The sequence below is a fragment of the Variovorax sp. PAMC 28711 genome, from assembly GCF_001577265.1.
GTDB lineage: Bacteria > Pseudomonadota > Gammaproteobacteria > Burkholderiales > Burkholderiaceae_C > Variovorax.
In genome coordinates this window covers 1,973,685-1,989,749 of sequence record NZ_CP014517.1, presented here as the reverse complement: position 1 = coordinate 1,989,749, position 16,065 = coordinate 1,973,685, and the positions used below count along the sequence as shown (strand labels likewise).

The window sequence follows — 16,065 nt, the reverse complement described above, 5'->3', positions numbered from 1 at the left end:
CGGCGCTCGCGGTCTTCGTGGCCAGTTGCTGGGGTTTCGGACGGGCGGTGCTGACGCGCATCGGGCCGCCGGTGCGGCGCGACGGCGGGCTCGAAGCCGCGATGGCCGTCGCGCTCGGCATCGGACTCTTCATCTGCGCATTCCAGGCGCTCGCGATCGGCGGCGTGTTCGGGCTCGCCGGCGTGCTGGTGATCGTCGCCCTCGGTGTCGCGCTGGCGCTGGTGCAGGCGCCGGGCTGCCTGCGTGAACTGCGCACTGCAAAGGACACGCGCCCGCTGCCGTGGGTGGAGCGCGGCGCCCTCGCGGTGCTGGCGCTGGTCGCGCTGCCTGCGCTGGTCGCACCGCTCGCGCCGCCCGCGGCCTTCGACGAACTGATGTACCACCTGCCGTACGCGCGCACGGTGGCGCAGACGGGTTCGCTGGGCATTCACGACTGGCTGCGCTACCCCTGGTTCCCGTACAACTTCAATCTGCTCTACGCCGGCGGCCTGCTGGTCGACGACGACGTGCTGCCACACCTGCTGAACGGCCTCGGCGGCGCGGTGTCGGTCTGGATGGTCTACCGGCTCGGGCTGCAGCACACCAGCCGCGTGATCGCCTGCGGCGGCGCGGCGATCTGGCTCGGCCTCGGCGACTACTCGAACGCGTTGATCGACATGGGCGTCGCGCTCTTCGTGCTGTCGGCCTGCGTGGCGCTGTGGTGGTGGCGCGAGGCGGCGGCCGACCGTGCGACCGCCGGGGCGCCCGCCACGCGCTGGCTCTGCGTCGCGGCCTTTTTCCTCGGCCTGGCGGCGGGCTCCAAATACCAGGCGTTGACGTTCATGCCGTTGATGGGTCTCTTCGTGCTGTGGCACGAACGGCGCCCGAAAGTGCTGGCGCTCGCGCTGCTGTGCTTCCTGATCCCGTGCATTTACTGGTACGCGCGCAACGCGATCACCACGGGCGATCCGTTCAACCCGATCGGCGCGCGCCTCTTCGGCTTCACCAACTGGAACGCGGCCGACTACAAGAACCAGTTCGACGACGTGCAGGCGCACGCCGCCTGGCCCAACGCGATGATCTGGCCGGTGCTGCTGGCGCCGTTCAGCCCGTGGTTCAGGCGCTCGGCGGCCGTGCGCGCAGCGGTGGTGTTCTGCGCGTACTCGCTGGTGGTGTGGTTCGCCACGTCGCGCTATCCGCGCTACATGACGGCGTCGTACCCGCTCATCGCGTGGATGGCGGCGGTCGGCTGGACCGTGCTGCTCGGCGCATTGCTGGCCGCTGTTCGCAAGGGTCTGCCTGCACTCGCTTCGCACGGCGCAGCGTCGCGTGCAGGCGCCTGGGTCGGCGGCGTGCTGCTCGCGGCGCTGGCGGTGGCATCGGTCTACCAAACCGCGCAGAAGATCGCGATGGTGTCGCCCACGCCCGAATTGCGCGAGGCATTCCTGCGCAAGAACGTGCCCGGCTACGCCGCGATGCATTACCTGCGCACGCACCCGCAGGGCCGGGTGTACCAGGTCGCGCTGAGCGAGGCGATCTACTACGGCCCCGACGCGGTGTGGGGCGACACGCTCGGCCCGTGGCGCTACATGGATTTCCTGGCTGCCGCGCCGGATGACATGGCGCGCAAGTTCGCGTCACTTGGCTTCGGTGCAATGGTGGTGGCTGCGCCCTATGTGGCGGTGCTCGAAGCCAAGCCGGGCTTCGCCAGACATTTCGTACTCCTCTACGAAAAGGACGGTGCCAAGGCCTACCGTATCCTTGCGGACGCGCCATGAACCCACCCCTTTCCGCTCCCCGTCCCTTGCGCATCGCCGCCGTCATCCCGTGCTTCAACGAGGCGCTGGCCATCGCGCAGGTCATCGCCGAGTTCCAGGTCGCGCTGCCCGACGCGCAGATCCATGTGTTCGACAACAACTCGACCGACGACACCGCGGCCGTGGCGCGCGCGCAGGGCGCGACTGTCACGCACGTGGCGCTGCGCGGCAAGGGCAACGTGGCGCGCCGCATGTTCGCGGACGTCGAGGCCGACGTGTACGTGATGGTCGACGGCGACGCCACCTACGACCTGAGCGCCGTGCGTTCGCACATCGACCGGCTGGTGCGCGACAACCTCGACATGATGGTCGGTTCGCGCGTCGACGATGGCGTGGATGCGCAGACGTATCGTGCCGGTCACCGTCTCGGCAACCGCATGCTCACCGGCGCCGTGGCGGCACTGTTCGGCGGCCGGCTGACCGACATGCTGTCGGGCTATCGCATCTTTTCGCGGCGCTACGCGAAGTCGTTCCCGGCGGTGTCGGCCGGCTTCGAGATCGAGACCGAGTTGACGGTCCATGCGCTCGAGCTGCGCATGCCGTTCGCCGAAATGCCCGTGGCCTACCGCTCGCGGCCCGAAGGCTCCGAGAGCAAGCTCTCCACCTACCGCGACGGCTGGCGCATCCTCAAGACCATCTGCAAGCTCTTCGTGAGCGAGCGGCCGTTGCAGTTCTTCTCCACCATCGCCACCGTGCTGGCCGTCGGATCGATCCTGGCCGGCGTGCCGCTCGCGATGACGTACCTGCACACCGGGCTCGTGCCACGCCTGCCCACGGCCGTCTTCATCACCGGCACCATGCTCACCGCGATGCTCGCCTTCGTCTGCGGCATCGTGCTGCACACGGTGACCATCGGCCGGCAGGAAGCCAAGCGACTGCGCTACCTTGCCATCCCCGGCGTGCGCAACATCGCCGAACCATGAAGCTCGGCCGGGAGTTCCTGGCGTTCGGGCTGGTGGGCGTGGCGGGCTTCGTCGTCGATGTGAGCGTGCTGTACCTCGCGGCACCGTGGCTCGGCTGGTATGCGGCGCGCGTGCTGTCTTTCGTGGCCGCAGCCACCGCGACGTGGGCACTGAACCGTCGCTATACCTTCACCACGCGTCACGCCGACACCTCACTCGGTCGCGAGTACCTGCGCTATCTCGTGACCATGCTCGGCGGCGCCGCGGTGAACTACGCGGTGTATGTCGCCACGCTGCACTGGGTCGGCGGCCCGTGGGCGCCGGCACTTGGTGTGGCACTCGGAAGTTGTACGGGGCTGGTGGTGAACTTCCTGAGTGCGCGCTACTTTGTGTTCAGGGCCCGGCGGGGACCCTGAAATTCAGGGCGGGACGCCGGCCGCATCGAATTGCTTCATCACCAGCTTGAATTGCGCTTCGGTCATTCCAGCGTCTTCCGGATCGGAAGAATCGCCAGCCGGCGCGCAACTCTCCTTGTCGTTTGCAATGGCGGAGCAACTCGCCTGAATAGCGGGATTGTTGCCGTCCATTTGCCACCATGCCTCCAGACGCCGAAGGTAGGTCGCCGACTGCTCGCGTTGCAATGCCGACGCCCTGCCGTCAGCGACGACCTTCTGATGACATTGGCGAAGCTGCTTCATGGCTTGCCCGCAATCGTTGACGCTTGGGGCCTTCGCTGCCGGTGCAGGGGTGACCGGCGTTGTCGCCGTTGTCGCCGTACTCGTCGATGCGACGGTCTGATTGGCGTCGTTGCAGCCGGTCAAAGCAATGGAGGCTGCAGCGAAAGCCACCCAAAGCGAATTGCGGGCTTGTGGAATTAAAAAATAATTGAACTTCATAGGAATATTGTTGGGATCGATCGATCACGATCGAGGTAAAACCCGGTATTTCATCATTTCGACGAAAAAGGATTCCATGATCTCCGAATCAATGGAATAGATGATATTTCGCCCGGAAGTCTTTTTCTGCAGAATGCCCGCCGCCGCGAGTTCCTTCAAATGAAAGGAAATGAGGTTCGGTGGAATATCCAAGGATGCGGCAATTACGCCCGCAGGAAGGCCCAGTGAATCCTCTTGCTGCAGCAATTCGATAATTCTCAATCGGGTTTCCTGGGCAATGGCTTTCAGCAGGCGCACGGCGGTGAGCGTCCCGGACGCCATAGGCAATCCCGCACGAGATGCCTCCTCCTGCGAACGGGTCCCCGGCGATTGATCTCGTTCCGGCTGGTAATTGGAAATCACACGTCTACAACCCGAAAAAGGGCGATCTTAGCGGCGCGCAATGACATTTGACAACCGTTTATCAGATGTCAATCGAATCCCGGGGCAAGGTACCTAAACCCATAGCCGCTCAATATGTCAGCGCTGTGACACGCGGGCGGACGGCGACCAAATTCATGAGCGAAACGATCAATGTTCATTGATCAATGGAATCGATTTTTGCGCGGATGCGGAAAAACGCAACAGATAATCCGGCCGACTCAGAAAATTCTCCGATCGGTCCAATTAAAAATGCGGTGCGGTAACTTTAAAGCGTGGCAATTGGCCGCCGCAATTCCTTTGTTCTGCATGCATGCGGCGCAGGCCGATGTGTTCCGCGCCAGTGCCTCAGGGCGGCTGGTGCCAGCCGGCAGTGATTCGTTCCAGCGGATCGGTGGCGGGTTGCTCCTCGACGTTTCGGGCGGGCAGGGACGCCGGGTCACGCGCACCCACGACGCAGGCGTTCAGCTCACCGCCGTCCCCGGTCGCTCGCAGGTCGACGCCGTCGCGGTCTCCGCGGCGCAGAGCGTCGGCATCGATCCGCATCTGGTCCGGGCGGTGGCGTGGGCCGAATCGGGTTTTCGCGCCGACGCCGTGTCGCCCAAGGGTGCCATGGGCGTCATGCAACTGATGCCCGCCACGGCGCGCCAGTACGGCGTCGACGATCCGTTCGATGCCGCCAAGAGTCTCGAAGGCGGCTCGCGGTTGCTGAGGGATCTGCTGTTGCGCTACGACGGTGACGTGCCGCTTGCACTGGCGGCCTACAACGCGGGCCCCGGTGCGGTCGAACGCGCGGGTCGCAACGTTCCCGACTATCGGGAAACCCGCGCGTATGTCGGGCGGGTGATGGGGGCCTACGAACAGCTTCGCAGCCCTTCTGCCGCCGGCCCGGCGTTCGTGGGCGCACCGACGACACGCGTCGCGCGCACCGCGTCTTCGGATGCGCGTCATTTCGGCAATGCCTGGGTGTTCGAAGTCCCCGCGGTGCCGCGCAGGAACCCGGAGGCCGCTGTGACGGCCATGTCGCTGTGACGAGCCGGTTCCTTCAGGGCGGCTGGCTGCTGGCGCTTGCATTGACGGCAGTCTGCTCGTTGGCGCAAGTCAAACAGCCCACGACGCCGCGTAGCTGGGCCGATGCCTTGATGACGGCGCGTGATCAGGGCGACGCGAACACGGTTTCTGCCCTGCTGTCCGAGGGAAAGCCTGCCGGCGATCGGTGGTCGATCGACATGGTCCTCGATCAGTTCAAGGTGCTGGCGCGGTCGGCCGGAAAAGTCGAAGCGCGCCGATTCGTGGAAGAAAAGACACAAGCCGCCGGTGGCTCCGTGCTGATCTACGAGACGACGTTCTCGCGGTCCGGGCGCTACGAGGAGCAAGTCGTCGTTCAGAGGCGTGATGGCCACATCGTGATCGATGGACCGATCAGCCTGCCGTGCAACCTGGTTGCCTGTTTCAAGAAATAGGACAGGCCGGTGTCGCGACCTGCCGTCATGTCGGCGGCGGGTTTTGTTTCATCCAACTTCAAACCCAAGGAAATCTCATGAACCGTATCCGTCAATCTCTTCAGCAAACTCGTCAACGCGGCCAGGGCATGGTCGAGTACATCATCATCGTGGCCGTGCTCGCACTCGGCTCTATCGCGGTGTATGCGGCTTTCGGCGACATGCTGCGCGCCCAGGTGTCGAACGCGACCTCGGTCCTCGGCGGTGAAGCCAAGCAGTCCACCGGCGACATGTCGACCGCCAAGGACAACGCCAAGGCCAACACCAAGAAGACGCTGCAGAACTACTGATCTGGCAGCCCCGGAACGCACCATGAACAAACTGCGGCTTCAGTGGCGTTGCCGGATCTCACGCGAGAAAGGTCAGGCGACCTTTCTCGCGCTTGCCTCCCTGATTTTTCTCACGGTGATGACGCTGGCGGTGTTCAACACCCAGCAGGCCAGCCACGCCAAGCAAAAAACGATGAACGCCGCCGACGGCGCGGCTTACGCGGCAGCGGCCACGCTCGCACGCGACATGAATTACATGGCCTATTCCAACCGTGCCATGGTGGCCAACCATGTGGCGGTGGGACAGGTCGTCAGCCTGATTTCACTCACCCAGTCGGTCGGCTCACTGGCCAGCAACTCGGGCACCGTGCTGCGCGTGGTCGGACTGATTCCGGGTCTTCAGGCATTGCAGACGCTGGCCACCGCGCTCAAGCGCGTCGATGGCCTGATCGACAAGCTGCCCCCCCTGATGAAGCCTTTCATCGTGTTCGAGGAAAGCATCATCCGGGTCCTGGCCACGTCCCAGACCATCGTGCGCGGGGTCACCGTGCTGGATGCCCAGGCCAACCTGCGCGATGTCGTCAAGGCCAACGACCCGCGCGCCAGCTGGGACACGAGCGTCGGCGGGGCGCTCGCCACGGCCGCGAGCCTCGATGCGTTCATCGGCTACTCGGGCCTGCAAAGTGGATCGACCTCGCTCAACCGTTTTCGCGAAGTCGTGACCGATTCGCGTGACCCCTTCACCAAGGAACGCAAATGGCTGTTGGGCGGCCTGTTCAAGGGGGGGACGAACATGCGCGACAACAACAAGACCTGGACCGGGCTCGACGGGCTGGAGGTGCCCATTCCGATACCTTTCGCCAGGCCGCTCGGCGTGGCCTGGGGCGGGGCAGAGACCGGCACGCGCACTTCGAATCGCGGCTCCCAGACTTACGGCGGCCTGGCCCGCCGCACCGCCGATCGTGCTTTCGGTGCGCGCCAGAACCTGGGGAGCACCTACAGCGGCCTGCGCCCCTATTTCGATCTGAAGAACCGGGCCCGGAACGACGACGCCGGTCAGTCCGGCGCCATCGTGGTGGCGGTGCGGAAACCGCTGAACGACAGCGGGGACCTGAAATCGCAGTTGAGCGACCGCGCCCTTCAGACCGGGCAGGCCGACAGCAGCTTCCGGCTGCCCACGGTGCGTGACCATGTGGTGTCGGTGGCGGCGAGTCAGGTCTACTTCAAGCGCCCCAACCGCAGGGACGAGCCCGTCAACGACGCCACGCATTTGCGCAGCGCCTACTACAGCGCCAACGGGGAATACGCCAGCCTCTTCAGCCCCTACTGGCAGGCACGCCTGACCGCGCTGCCGCCGTCCGCGCTTCTCGCGCTCGAGGCGTTCGATTGAACCCGTCACGCCGCCTTCGTCGAGTTGCGGGCCAGGGTTCCCGTCACAGTGGCTGGTCGCTTCAGCAGGGTCAGGCCATGGTCGAGATCGTGCTGGCCCTGCTGCTGGTGCTGATCCCCGTGTTCGTCTTCGGCTGGGCCCTTAACGGCTACGGCACGGCACGCAACCTCGCCCTGTCGGGCGCGCGCTATGCGGCGTGGGAACGCACGGTCTGGTTTGCGCAAGCGCCCACCGACTCGCCGCTGACCGGCAACCTGCGGGTGCAGAAGGCACCGGACCAGATCCAGCGCGAGATGATCGATCGGGTGTTCGCCACCAATGCGGCGCCGGCGATCCAGTCGCGCACGCTCGCCCAGGCACCTGCCCTTCGCAATGCAGACGTCGCGCGCAGCACGATGGGCTACAACCGGAAGAACCTTCTGGAGCTGGAGCGCACTGCCGCCACGAACGAGCAGGGCGCGCGGCCGACGCTGCGCCTGTACGACGCCGGCACCACCACCTCGACTGGTGTCGCGCGGGTTCTGGAATCGCTGAGCGCGGTGACATCGGCGATCAGCAGCAGTCCACGCATCGACCTCGAAGACCGTGGCATCTGGCGCGCCGATGTCGTGGTGCGCCCCAACGCGTTGAACATCTCCGCGGTGTCCGACGGCCAGCAGACCTACCTGCCGTTCGTGAGCTTCAGCGAGACGGCCGCCGCGATGGGCGACCCCTGGAACGTCGGCGGCAACAAGCACGAGGTGCGCCGCGTCGAGCCGCTGGTGCCCACCAATATCTTCGACAACAGTCTGCTCGACACCATCCGCAACGTGATCGGCTTGATCGTCACGCCGCTCAAGTCGAGCAACCTGAAACCGGGCTTCGTCGATGCAGACCGGCTGCCCGCGGATCGGCGCAAGTGAGCCGCATGCAAGGCCGCGAACGACCGACAGGCCAGGCAGCGGTGCGCGTGGCCTTCGCTCTCGCCGTCGCTTGCGGAGCGGCCGTGTGTGGCCTTGGGCCAGCGCTTGCGCAATCGGCTGCGCCGAAGCGCGACGCGTCTCTGGCCGCGTTGCCGATGCCCATCGGCGCCAAGGTCGAGATCATCGCGCCCTACATGCGATTCAACGACAGTCCCATGCAGATCTCGCGGATCGAAACGGACGACCTTGCTGCGGTCGAGAAGTTCTACCGTGACTACTTTGCCGCCAAGGGCGAAGACGGTGTGGTGTCCGACGTGACCCATGAGGGGCGAAGGCTGCTCTCGGCCATCGTCGACAAGCGCCTGATCACCGTGGAAATGCTGCCTGAGCGCAGCGGCCATTCGGTCCTCGTGTCGTCGCTCATGCCGATGCGCCTGCAGGCGCCCGAGAAGCTGGCCAAAGACATGCCGCGGCTGCCTGGAACGGTGGTGCTTCAGGTCCTTGAAAGTGTGGAGGCGGTCGGAAGCAACGTGACCACCAGCATGCGCAACAGCTACTCGGTGGAGACCAATGCGTACTACCTGCGGGCGCAGATGCTGTTGCGCGGCTGGCGGCGCGTGCGCGACGACACGATCGACGCCGGCAAGCAGCGACAGATCGTTTTCGGCAAGGCGGGGCGCCAGATGCTCATGGACATCCAGCGCATCGACGACGCCACCCTGATCGTTGCGAACGACACGAACTGACGGTTTCGTCATCGTCCTGCCATCCGGAGATTCAAGAATGAAAAGCAAGTTCGGAAGCCGCACGCCCTGCGCTGCAAAAGTCCGGCGACTGCAGCAGGGTCAGGCCTCGGTCGAGTACGCGATTGCGGCCGTCTTCGTGTGCCTCGTCCTGTTCACCGGCAACCCCTCGCTGCTGGAGTTGATGCTGTCGGCCCTGCGCGACAGCCACTCCGCAAGTGCCTATGCCATTGGAAGTCCCACTGTCGGTTCGGCGATCAAGAAATAAGACCAGCGCTCGCCTGGTTCATCGGAATTCTCAATGAGTGTCAACGTCTCGAACGCCAAGTCGCGCATCCTCATGCTGCTGGGCGCCATCGCCCTGGCCGCGCTGGCTGCATTCCTCGTTCATTTCTATCTGGACGACATGTCGCGCAGGTTGCGCGCCGAGTTCGCCAACAAGGGCGAACTTGTCGAGGTCGTGGTGCCTCGTGCCGACCTGCGACTGGGCGACGTCGTGGACATCGACGCGTTCGCGCAACGGCAGGTGCCGGCCGATCTGGTCCCACCCGACCGGGTCGCTCCCGAGGACATCGAACGCGCTGTCGGGCAGACGCTCAAGATCGCCGTGCCGAGGGGGCGCCCGCTGCAGTGGGGCTACCTTTCGAGCGGTGCCCAGCCCTCGTTCTCCGACACGATCCAGACGAAGATGCGCGCACTGACGATTGCGGTCGACGAGCTCAATTCGATCTCCGGAATGATCCGGCCGAACGACCGCATCGATCTGTTCTACGTGACCGATTCCCTGGCGGGGCAGGTGTCCGGCAAGGCCGTGATCCCGCTCCTGCAGAACATTGCCGTCAAGGCGACCGGCAACATCACGCGCCGGGAAGTTCCCCCCGGTGGCGGCGCAGAGGTGGAGCGGACGTATTCGACCCTCACGCTCGACATCGCGCCCGCCGACACGGGACGCGTGCTGCTGGCGCAGGAACAGGGTGCCTTGCGCGCCGTGCTCAAGCACGCCTCGGACCAACAGAATTCCACCTACCCCATGACCACGCAGGCCGACCTCATGGGCGCTGCGGGCGCCAACCGGACGCAGGGTGACCTCGTGGCGCATTACGTCGGGGGTCAGCCGGGCGTTCTGTTGCCCCGGTACCTGCTGTCGAGCCCGCTGCCCGGGACGCAGGCGATCGGCGCTGGCATGGCTGGCAACCCCGGCGAACGCGTCGGGCCGGAGGTGCTCTCAGCGGGCCGCTGAGCGCAGCGCCTCTGTCGCCAGTGCGTCGTCGGATGGGCCCGTGCCGGCCAGCCAGCGGCTGCTTTTATCGAACATTTTCCTTGTCTCCACTCATGATCCGGTTCAACCTTTTCTCCGCGGCTGTCATGGCCGCATTCATCGCAGCGTGCCCCCTTCCGGCGCTGTCCCAGGCCGCCCCGGCGGACGCCACGCTCAGGATGTACGTGGGCGAAACCCAGACGATCCGGATGCCTTCGGAAGTGATGCGAATCGCCATCGGCAACGGCAAGGTGATGTCGGCCTCCACCCTGAATGCGAGGGAAGTGCTGCTGGTCGCCAACGACGCCGGCGAATCACGCCTGACCATCTGGCTCAAGGACAAGACGCAGCGCACCCAGACCGTTTACGTCACGCTCAGCAACATGGCTCGCATCAGCAGCGAGGTGCACCAGCTTTTCTTCAACGACCCCAACGTCTCTGTACGGACGGTGGGCGAGCGGATCTTTCTCGAGGCATCCGATCTTTCCGCACTGCAGGCCAAGAAAGTCAGTGCGCTGGAGAAGGCGTACCCGCAACAGTTCGTCGCCATCATCGGAGGCGAGGGCAACCTTCAGGAGCGCACGATCTACATGAACGCGGAGATCGTTGAAATCCGCAAGAGCGCGCTGGAGAACCTCGGCATCCAGTGGCAACAGGCGATCAACGGGCCGGCCGCGGACGTCGCGGCCAGTGCCGAGATTCGCGGCGGCAGGGCACGAACGGTCAATCCGTTCCTCTGGACCATCGGGCTGGCATCGGCCATCACCTCGCGCATCAACCTGCTGGAGCAGCGCGGCGATGCCTACGTCATCGCCACCCCGCAGCTCACGTCACGCTGCGGCGGAACCGCGGATTTCACGGCAGGCGGTGAACTGCCCATCCCGATCGCCAGCGGTCCGGGTCAGATCGCCGTCGAGTTCAAGCCCTACGGCATCCGCCTGCAGATCGAACCGCGCTGCGACACGCAAGGCAACATCCGCGCCAAGCTCGGCATCGAGCTCAGCCAGATCGATCGCTCCGTGACGGTGCTGGGCGTGCCGGGCCTTCTGACGCGCAAGGCCATCACCGAGCTCGATCTGGTCGATGGCCGCTCGATGCTGGTCTCGGGCCTGACGTCGCTGCGTGTCAACGACGAGATCGATCAGGTGCCGGGCGTCGGCGACGTGCCGCTGCTGGGAAACCTGTTCAGGAACAAGAACCTGGGCGGTGAGCGGACCGAACTGGTGCTGCTCATCACCCCTGCGGTCGTCACGAACGAGAGCCCCCAGATCACGCGGTCGCTCGAGCGCGGCAGAAACCTCCAGACCGAGGCGATCGATCGCCTGCGGTCGCGCATCAAGGAGCAGGCGCCGCAGGGCACGCCCGGCGCACTGCCAGCGGACGGGGGCATCCGGTGACCGATCTGCAACCGGCGGCTGCGTCCGCGGCGTCGCCGCGCATCGTGATTCGCACGCCGCAAGGCGGCATCGAGGAACATGTTTTCCACACCAGCCCGGTTCGCATCGGCAAGGACGATGCAAGCGACATCGTGATCAAGGGTTGGGCGGTCGGCAAGCAGCATGCCGAGATCTTCTTTCGGGACGACGGTGCCCACGTCATGTCGAACAACCAGGTGGTCGGGGTCAACATCAACGGGCGCCGCATCAAGTCCTATGGGCCGCTCGAATCCCGCGACGAGATCCAGATCGGCGGTTACTCGATCTATGTGGTGAGAGGTGCCGCCGCCGCTGCCGCCGAGGCGATCCCGTCGCCGCCGTCGATGCCCCGGTCAGCCGATGATTCGCCCGCCGGGACTGCGGCGAAACCCGCCGAAGCAACGCCCGCACGCGCCCCCGTGGCCGCCGTTGCCGCCCGCCCTGTGGACGCGAGCCCACGCGTCCCTGAACCGCCCACGCCTGCGCAGCGCATGGCCGACCGGTACCAGCCATGGCGCAATCAGGTCCACGATGCCGTGATCGCGCTGATGGACGTGCGCCGCACCGACATCACCACCATGAGCGACGACGAGCTGCGCAAGGCCACGCGGTCGATGGTGCTGCTCACGCTGGCCGACCTCTCGTTGCCGGCGGACATCGATCCGGACGAGCTCGCTACGCAGGTGGTGGCCGAAGCCGTGGGCCTGGGCCCGCTCGAACCGTTGCTGAAGAACGAAGCCGTGACCGAAATCATGGTCAACGCCTACAACGAAATCTTCGTCGAGCGCGCGGGCCAGATCACGCGCAGCGAAGTGACCTTTTCTTCGCCCAAGGCGGTGCTCTCGGCCATCGAGCGCATCGTGGCCCCACTGGGGCGAAAGATCGACGAGAGCTCCCCCATGGTCGATGCACGTCTGAAAGACGGCTCGCGCGTGAACGCGGTGATCCCGCCCCTCGCGCTCAAGGGCCCGTGCATTTCGATCCGGAAGTTTCCGTCGCGCAGGCTGTACGGCGAAGATCTGCTCAAGTTCGGATCGCTCAATCCGGCCATGCTGGAGTTCCTGTCGTTCGCGGTGGCGCAGGCGCAGAACATGATCATTTCGGGCGGCACGGGCTCGGGCAAGACGACGCTGCTGAATGTGCTGTCGAACTTCATCCCCGAGACCGAACGCATCGTCACCATCGAAGACGCCGCCGAACTGCGGCTGCACCAGCCGAACCTGGTGTCGCTGGAGGCCCGGCCGTCCAACAGCGAGGGCAAGGGCGGCGTCTCGATTCGCGAGCTGGTGCGCAATTCGTTGCGCATGCGGCCCGACCGCATCGTGGTGGGCGAATGCCGCGGCGGCGAGGCGCTGGACATGCTGCAGGCTATGAACACGGGCCACGATGGCTCGTTGACCACCGCGCACGCCAACTCGGCGCGCGACATGCTCAGCCGGATCGAAACGATGGTCCTGATGGCCGGCATGGATTTGCCTGTGACGGCCATCCGCGAGCAGATTGCCTCGGCGGTCAACATGATCGTGCAGCAGACCCGCTTCAAGTGCGGCACGCGAAAGATCACCGCGATCACCGAACTGACCGGCGTCGAGAGCGGCAAGATCCAGATGCAGGATATCTTCGTGTTCCGGCAGAGCGGCTTCAACGAGGACGGACGCGTCCGTGGCGAGTTCGTGCCCACCGGCGCGGTGCCGGAATTCATCGAGGCCTTGCGCGCGGCGGGCATCCAGACGCCCGCGCTGTCCATTTTCGAGGCGGGCATTCCGGGTGCTTGACCTGCTCATCATCCTGGTGGTGGCGATGAGCGTCGGCACGCTGGCCTACCTCGGCGCCAGCCAGTGGGTGGCCGGGCGGAACGCTCCCGACCCTGGCAATGAACGGGGCCAGAGTGCACTGTTCGCCGGCATGTTCAAGAACCGGTGGCTGGTGCAGGGCCTGATCGCGATCGCCGTCGTGGCCGGCGCCTGGGTCTTTCTGGGCAGTCTGCTGTGGTGCTTCCTGCTCGCCGTCGCAGGCCTGGTGCTCCCGGGCAAGTACTACGCGCGACAACGCAACCGCCTGCAAGCGCTGATCGACAGCCAGATCCCTGATGTGCTGGCCATGATGGCCGGTGCCATCCGTGCCGGCGGCAGCCTGATGGGCGCCATGGATTCAGTGGGGCGCGACGGGCCCTTGCCCCTGCGCCGCGAGATCGAACTGACCCTGCGCGAGATTCGCGTCGGCATCGACATGGACCTGGCACTCGATCACCTCGCGCACCGCGTGAAGACGGCCGAGATGGAAATGGTGGTGGCGGCCATCAAGATCGCGCGCGAAAGCGGTGGCAACCTTTCGGAGTCGCTCGATGGGCTCGCGCGTTCGGTGCGCGAGCGTCAGAACATGGAAAAGAAGGTGCTGGCCTTGACCGCGCAAGGGCGCATGCAGGCGCTGGTGATGGCGGGCCTGCCGTTCTTCATGCTCTACATGCTGCACCAGCTCGACCCCGCGGCCATGGGGCCGATGTTCAGCACGCTGCTGGGCTGGGGTGTGTTTCTCGCGGTGTGCGTCTGGGTCTTCATCGGCTTTCGCGTCATCAAGAAAATCATGAGCATCGACATATGATCCCCGCGCTGATTCTCGGAACCGTCGGATTGGCCGTGGCGCTTTTCATCGTGCTGCTGTACCTCGAGTTCACGAGCGTTCCCAAGGAGCAGCGCGACTACATGGATCCGCTGCCCTCGTCGCTGCGCCGAATCTGGCCGCTGGTCGGTTGGGCCGCGGCACGCACGGCGCACCTTTTTCCGCAGGCGTATCGCGTCAGCCTGCAGCGCCGGCTGGTGCTCAGCGGCTTGCACTATCTCTTCACGGTCGAGCAATTCATGGGGCTCAAGGTGATCGCCGGCCTGCTCGCGTCGATGGCCCTCGGGCTGGCGCTCGGGATGCTCGGACGCATCGATCCGGTGTTCCTGTTGATCGCCGGCGCGCTGGGGTTCTTTCTGCCCGATCTCCGGCTCAACGAAATCCGCAAGGCCCGCAGCCGTCGCCTGGTGCGCGAGCTGCCCAACTTTCTGGACTTTCTCGTCCTCGGCATCGAGTCGGGACAAAACCTGACCGGTGCCATTCGCCTGACGCTGGCCAAGGGACCGCCCGGCGCGCTCAGGCAGGAATTCACGCGCGTGCTGCGCGACGTGTCGGCCGGCGTGCCCCGTGCCGACGCGCTCTACCAGATGCAGGATCGCGTCGGCATTCGCGAGTTGACCAACATGGTCAGCGCCATGATCCAGGCGGAGCGTGTGGGTTCTTCGCTGGCGCCGGTTCTGCGCGAACAGGCCATCCAGCGTCGCGCCGAGCGCTTCCTGCTCGCGGAGAAGAAGGCCTTCGAAGCACCGGTGCTGATGCTCGGGCCGCTGGTGATCTTCATCTTTCCCTGCACCTTCGCGTTTCTCGGCTATTTTCTGTACCAGAAGATCACCATGTCGGGAGGCTTCTGATGGCGTCCTCCGGGCCCGACCCGCTCCTGCATTTGCCCATGGTCGCGCTGTCGCGCGACGGGGTGGCGCTGCCTTTGAAGGTGCGCATCGCGAACACCTTTCTGTCCCGGCTGCGGGGTCTGCTGGGCGTGCGTCTTTCACCCGATGCCGGCCTGTACATCGTGCCCTGCAGCAGCATCCACATGTGGGGCATGCGCGTGACGCTCGATGTGATCTTCGTCGACCGCGCCGGCGAGATCCTGCGCGTCTGCGAAGTCAGACCCTGGCAGCTCAAGAGCGTTTCGCGTGCCCACGCGGTGCTCGAGTGCGCCACGGGCACTGCAAAGCGGCTGGGCCTTGCGCCGGGCCAACGTCTGCTGCCGGTGCCAACGGCAGCGCCACTCTTCGGGGAGCACGCATGAGCCACCGTTCAACCTTCGGCGCCCGCATTCGCCGCTCGCCGCCGGCCCGCGCGATGCGAGGCGCCACGCTCGTGGAAATGGCCATCACGATGGTGATCTTCCTGATGGTGATCTTTGCCATTGCAGAGATGGCGCTGATGTACAAGGCCAAGGCCGTGGTCGACATGGCCGCGCTGGCCGCGGCGCGCGCGGGCGCGGTGGACAACGCCCGCTCCGGACTCACCAGCCAGATGCGGCTGGCTGGCAAGAGCGCTCTGGCGCCGCTCTACATGAAGCGTGCAGCCGGCCGGGGCGAGCTGGCAGGGGCGATCGTTCGCGCCAATGTCGATGTGTCGGGCATGTTCATCGATGTGCTGAATCCATCGCCCGCGAGCTTTGCCGATCATGGCGTCACCGCGAACGGCCGGCGCTTCATCCCCAACGACAACCTCATGTACCGCAGCACGCAGGTCAAGGGCGGCTCCAGGCAAAACATCCAGGACGCCAACCTGCTCAAGATTCGCCTCACCTATTGCTACAAGCCGGTGATGCCGCTGAACGAAGAGTTCCTGTCCCTCGTGCTGGCATGGTTCAACCTCGGCGATGTCTGCCGGGCGCAGGGTCGCGTGCCGATTCGCTCCGAAGCCGTCGTGCGCATGCAGTCGGAGGCGGTGGGTTGATCGACGGCGCGCAGCGGCCGCCGGCTGCACCGCCCGCAGCCG

At 65.4% G+C, this 16,065-nt stretch carries 19 protein-coding genes; 17 read left to right on the top strand and 2 right to left on the bottom strand.

Features of this window, described 5'->3' with window-relative positions:
• The first annotated feature begins 17 nt into the window (after positions 1 to 17).
• Genes AX767_RS09890 through AX767_RS09880 form a run of 3 tightly spaced genes read left to right on the top strand, consistent with a single transcriptional unit; the run spans position 18 to position 3,114 of the window.
• Positions 18 to 1,757, top strand: a complete 1,740-nt coding sequence (locus AX767_RS09890; RefSeq protein ID WP_237288606.1) for an ArnT family glycosyltransferase — start codon at positions 18 to 20, stop codon at positions 1,755 to 1,757.
• Entirely contained in the window at positions 1,754 to 2,719 is a 966-nt protein-coding gene (locus tag AX767_RS09885) for a glycosyltransferase family 2 protein (protein ID WP_068630876.1), read from the top strand. The genes AX767_RS09890 and AX767_RS09885 overlap by 4 nt, the downstream gene beginning before the upstream one ends.
• Entirely contained in the window at positions 2,716 to 3,114 is a 399-nt protein-coding gene (locus AX767_RS09880) for a GtrA family protein (protein WP_068630874.1), read from the top strand. The genes AX767_RS09885 and AX767_RS09880 overlap by 4 nt, the downstream gene beginning before the upstream one ends.
• A 3-nt stretch (positions 3,115 to 3,117) precedes the next feature.
• On the opposite strand, the gene AX767_RS21365 is transcribed toward AX767_RS09880, so the two are convergent.
• Complete coding sequence (locus tag AX767_RS21365) at positions 3,118 to 3,594, bottom strand: hypothetical protein (RefSeq protein WP_156481019.1); 477 nt, start codon at positions 3,592 to 3,594, stop codon at positions 3,118 to 3,120.
• A 24-nt stretch (positions 3,595 to 3,618) separates the two neighbouring features.
• Positions 3,619 to 3,996 (bottom strand): ArsR/SmtB family transcription factor, encoded by a 378-nt coding sequence (locus AX767_RS09875; protein WP_156481018.1) that lies wholly within the window; start codon positions 3,994 to 3,996, stop codon positions 3,619 to 3,621.
• A 300-nt stretch (positions 3,997 to 4,296) separates the two neighbouring features.
• Here AX767_RS09875 and AX767_RS09870 point away from each other — a divergent pair, with 300 nt between their 5' ends.
• The 14 genes from AX767_RS09870 (at position 4,297) to AX767_RS09805 (ending at position 16,023) form a co-directional block, all read left to right on the top strand.
• Positions 4,297 to 5,046: a lytic transglycosylase domain-containing protein gene (locus AX767_RS09870; protein WP_210392598.1), complete on the top strand. Its 750-nt coding sequence runs from the start codon at positions 4,297 to 4,299 to the stop codon at positions 5,044 to 5,046.
• Positions 5,043 to 5,477, top strand: coding sequence for a hypothetical protein (locus AX767_RS09865; RefSeq protein WP_068630867.1), 435 nt, complete (start codon positions 5,043 to 5,045; stop codon positions 5,475 to 5,477). Before AX767_RS09870 ends, AX767_RS09865 begins: the two co-directional genes overlap by 4 nt.
• Positions 5,478 to 5,554: 77 nt before the next feature.
• The gene (locus AX767_RS21575; protein WP_068630866.1) at positions 5,555 to 5,806 is read left to right on the top strand and encodes a Flp family type IVb pilin; all 252 of its coding nucleotides are present in this window, start codon (positions 5,555 to 5,557) and stop codon (positions 5,804 to 5,806) included.
• 22 nt (positions 5,807 to 5,828) lie between these two features.
• Positions 5,829 to 7,175, top strand: coding sequence for a pilus assembly protein TadG-related protein (locus AX767_RS09855; RefSeq protein ID WP_068630864.1), 1,347 nt, complete (start codon positions 5,829 to 5,831; stop codon positions 7,173 to 7,175).
• Between the two features lie 77 nt (positions 7,176 to 7,252).
• Entirely contained in the window at positions 7,253 to 8,077 is an 825-nt protein-coding gene (locus AX767_RS09850) for a hypothetical protein (protein WP_068630862.1), read from the top strand.
• Positions 8,074 to 8,823 (top strand): hypothetical protein, encoded by a 750-nt coding sequence (locus AX767_RS09845; RefSeq protein ID WP_068630860.1) that lies wholly within the window; start codon positions 8,074 to 8,076, stop codon positions 8,821 to 8,823. Before AX767_RS09850 ends, AX767_RS09845 begins: the two co-directional genes overlap by 4 nt.
• Positions 8,824 to 8,860: 37 nt before the next feature.
• On the top strand, positions 8,861 to 9,088 hold the full coding sequence (locus AX767_RS09840) for a hypothetical protein (RefSeq protein WP_068630858.1): 228 nt from the start codon (positions 8,861 to 8,863) through the stop codon (positions 9,086 to 9,088).
• 33 nt (positions 9,089 to 9,121) lie between these two features.
• On the top strand, positions 9,122 to 10,060 hold the full coding sequence (gene cpaB / locus AX767_RS09835) for a Flp pilus assembly protein CpaB (protein WP_068630856.1): 939 nt from the start codon (positions 9,122 to 9,124) through the stop codon (positions 10,058 to 10,060).
• A gap of 125 nt (positions 10,061 to 10,185) precedes the next feature.
• Entirely contained in the window at positions 10,186 to 11,475 is a 1,290-nt protein-coding gene (locus AX767_RS09830) for a type II and III secretion system protein family protein (RefSeq protein ID WP_168164817.1), read from the top strand.
• Positions 11,472 to 13,268, top strand: coding sequence for an ATPase, T2SS/T4P/T4SS family (locus tag AX767_RS09825; RefSeq protein WP_237288605.1), 1,797 nt, complete (start codon positions 11,472 to 11,474; stop codon positions 13,266 to 13,268). Before AX767_RS09830 ends, AX767_RS09825 begins: the two co-directional genes overlap by 4 nt.
• Positions 13,261 to 14,094, top strand: a complete 834-nt coding sequence (locus tag AX767_RS09820) for a type II secretion system F family protein (protein WP_068630853.1) — start codon at positions 13,261 to 13,263, stop codon at positions 14,092 to 14,094. The genes AX767_RS09825 and AX767_RS09820 overlap by 8 nt, the downstream gene beginning before the upstream one ends.
• Positions 14,091 to 14,963 carry a type II secretion system F family protein gene (locus AX767_RS09815; RefSeq protein WP_068630851.1) on the top strand — a complete coding sequence of 291 codons (873 nt, stop codon included), beginning with the start codon at positions 14,091 to 14,093 and terminating at the stop codon, positions 14,961 to 14,963. The genes AX767_RS09820 and AX767_RS09815 overlap by 4 nt, the downstream gene beginning before the upstream one ends.
• Positions 14,963 to 15,364, top strand: coding sequence for a DUF192 domain-containing protein (locus AX767_RS09810; protein WP_068630849.1), 402 nt, complete (start codon positions 14,963 to 14,965; stop codon positions 15,362 to 15,364). Before AX767_RS09815 ends, AX767_RS09810 begins: the two co-directional genes overlap by 1 nt.
• Positions 15,361 to 16,023: a TadE/TadG family type IV pilus assembly protein gene (locus AX767_RS09805; protein ID WP_068630847.1), complete on the top strand. Its 663-nt coding sequence runs from the start codon at positions 15,361 to 15,363 to the stop codon at positions 16,021 to 16,023. The genes AX767_RS09810 and AX767_RS09805 overlap by 4 nt, the downstream gene beginning before the upstream one ends.
• Positions 16,024 to 16,065: the final 42 nt, after the last annotated feature.

Excerpts from the sequence above, each read along its gene's own strand:
- AX767_RS09815 (WP_068630851.1), top strand. The coding sequence starts at position 14,091 with ATGATCCCCGCGCTGATTCTCGGAACCGTCGGATTGGCCGTGGCGCTT.
- AX767_RS09805 (WP_068630847.1), top strand. The coding sequence starts at position 15,361 with ATGAGCCACCGTTCAACCTTCGGCGCCCGCATTCGCCGCTCGCCGCCG.
- AX767_RS09880 (WP_068630874.1), top strand. The coding sequence starts at position 2,716 with ATGAAGCTCGGCCGGGAGTTCCTGGCGTTCGGGCTGGTGGGCGTGGCG.
- AX767_RS21365 (WP_156481019.1), bottom strand. The coding sequence starts at position 3,594 with ATGAAGTTCAATTATTTTTTAATTCCACAAGCCCGCAATTCGCTTTGG.
- AX767_RS09885 (WP_068630876.1), top strand. The coding sequence starts at position 1,754 with ATGAACCCACCCCTTTCCGCTCCCCGTCCCTTGCGCATCGCCGCCGTC.
- AX767_RS09855 (WP_068630864.1), top strand. The coding sequence starts at position 5,829 with ATGAACAAACTGCGGCTTCAGTGGCGTTGCCGGATCTCACGCGAGAAA.
- AX767_RS09830 (WP_168164817.1), top strand. The coding sequence starts at position 10,186 with ATGGCCGCATTCATCGCAGCGTGCCCCCTTCCGGCGCTGTCCCAGGCC.
- AX767_RS09840 (WP_068630858.1), top strand. The coding sequence starts at position 8,861 with ATGAAAAGCAAGTTCGGAAGCCGCACGCCCTGCGCTGCAAAAGTCCGG.
- AX767_RS09810 (WP_068630849.1), top strand. The coding sequence starts at position 14,963 with ATGGCGTCCTCCGGGCCCGACCCGCTCCTGCATTTGCCCATGGTCGCG.
- AX767_RS21575 (WP_068630866.1), top strand. The coding sequence starts at position 5,555 with ATGAACCGTATCCGTCAATCTCTTCAGCAAACTCGTCAACGCGGCCAG.
- cpaB (WP_068630856.1), top strand. The coding sequence starts at position 9,122 with ATGAGTGTCAACGTCTCGAACGCCAAGTCGCGCATCCTCATGCTGCTG.
- AX767_RS09850 (WP_068630862.1), top strand. The coding sequence starts at position 7,253 with ATGGTCGAGATCGTGCTGGCCCTGCTGCTGGTGCTGATCCCCGTGTTC.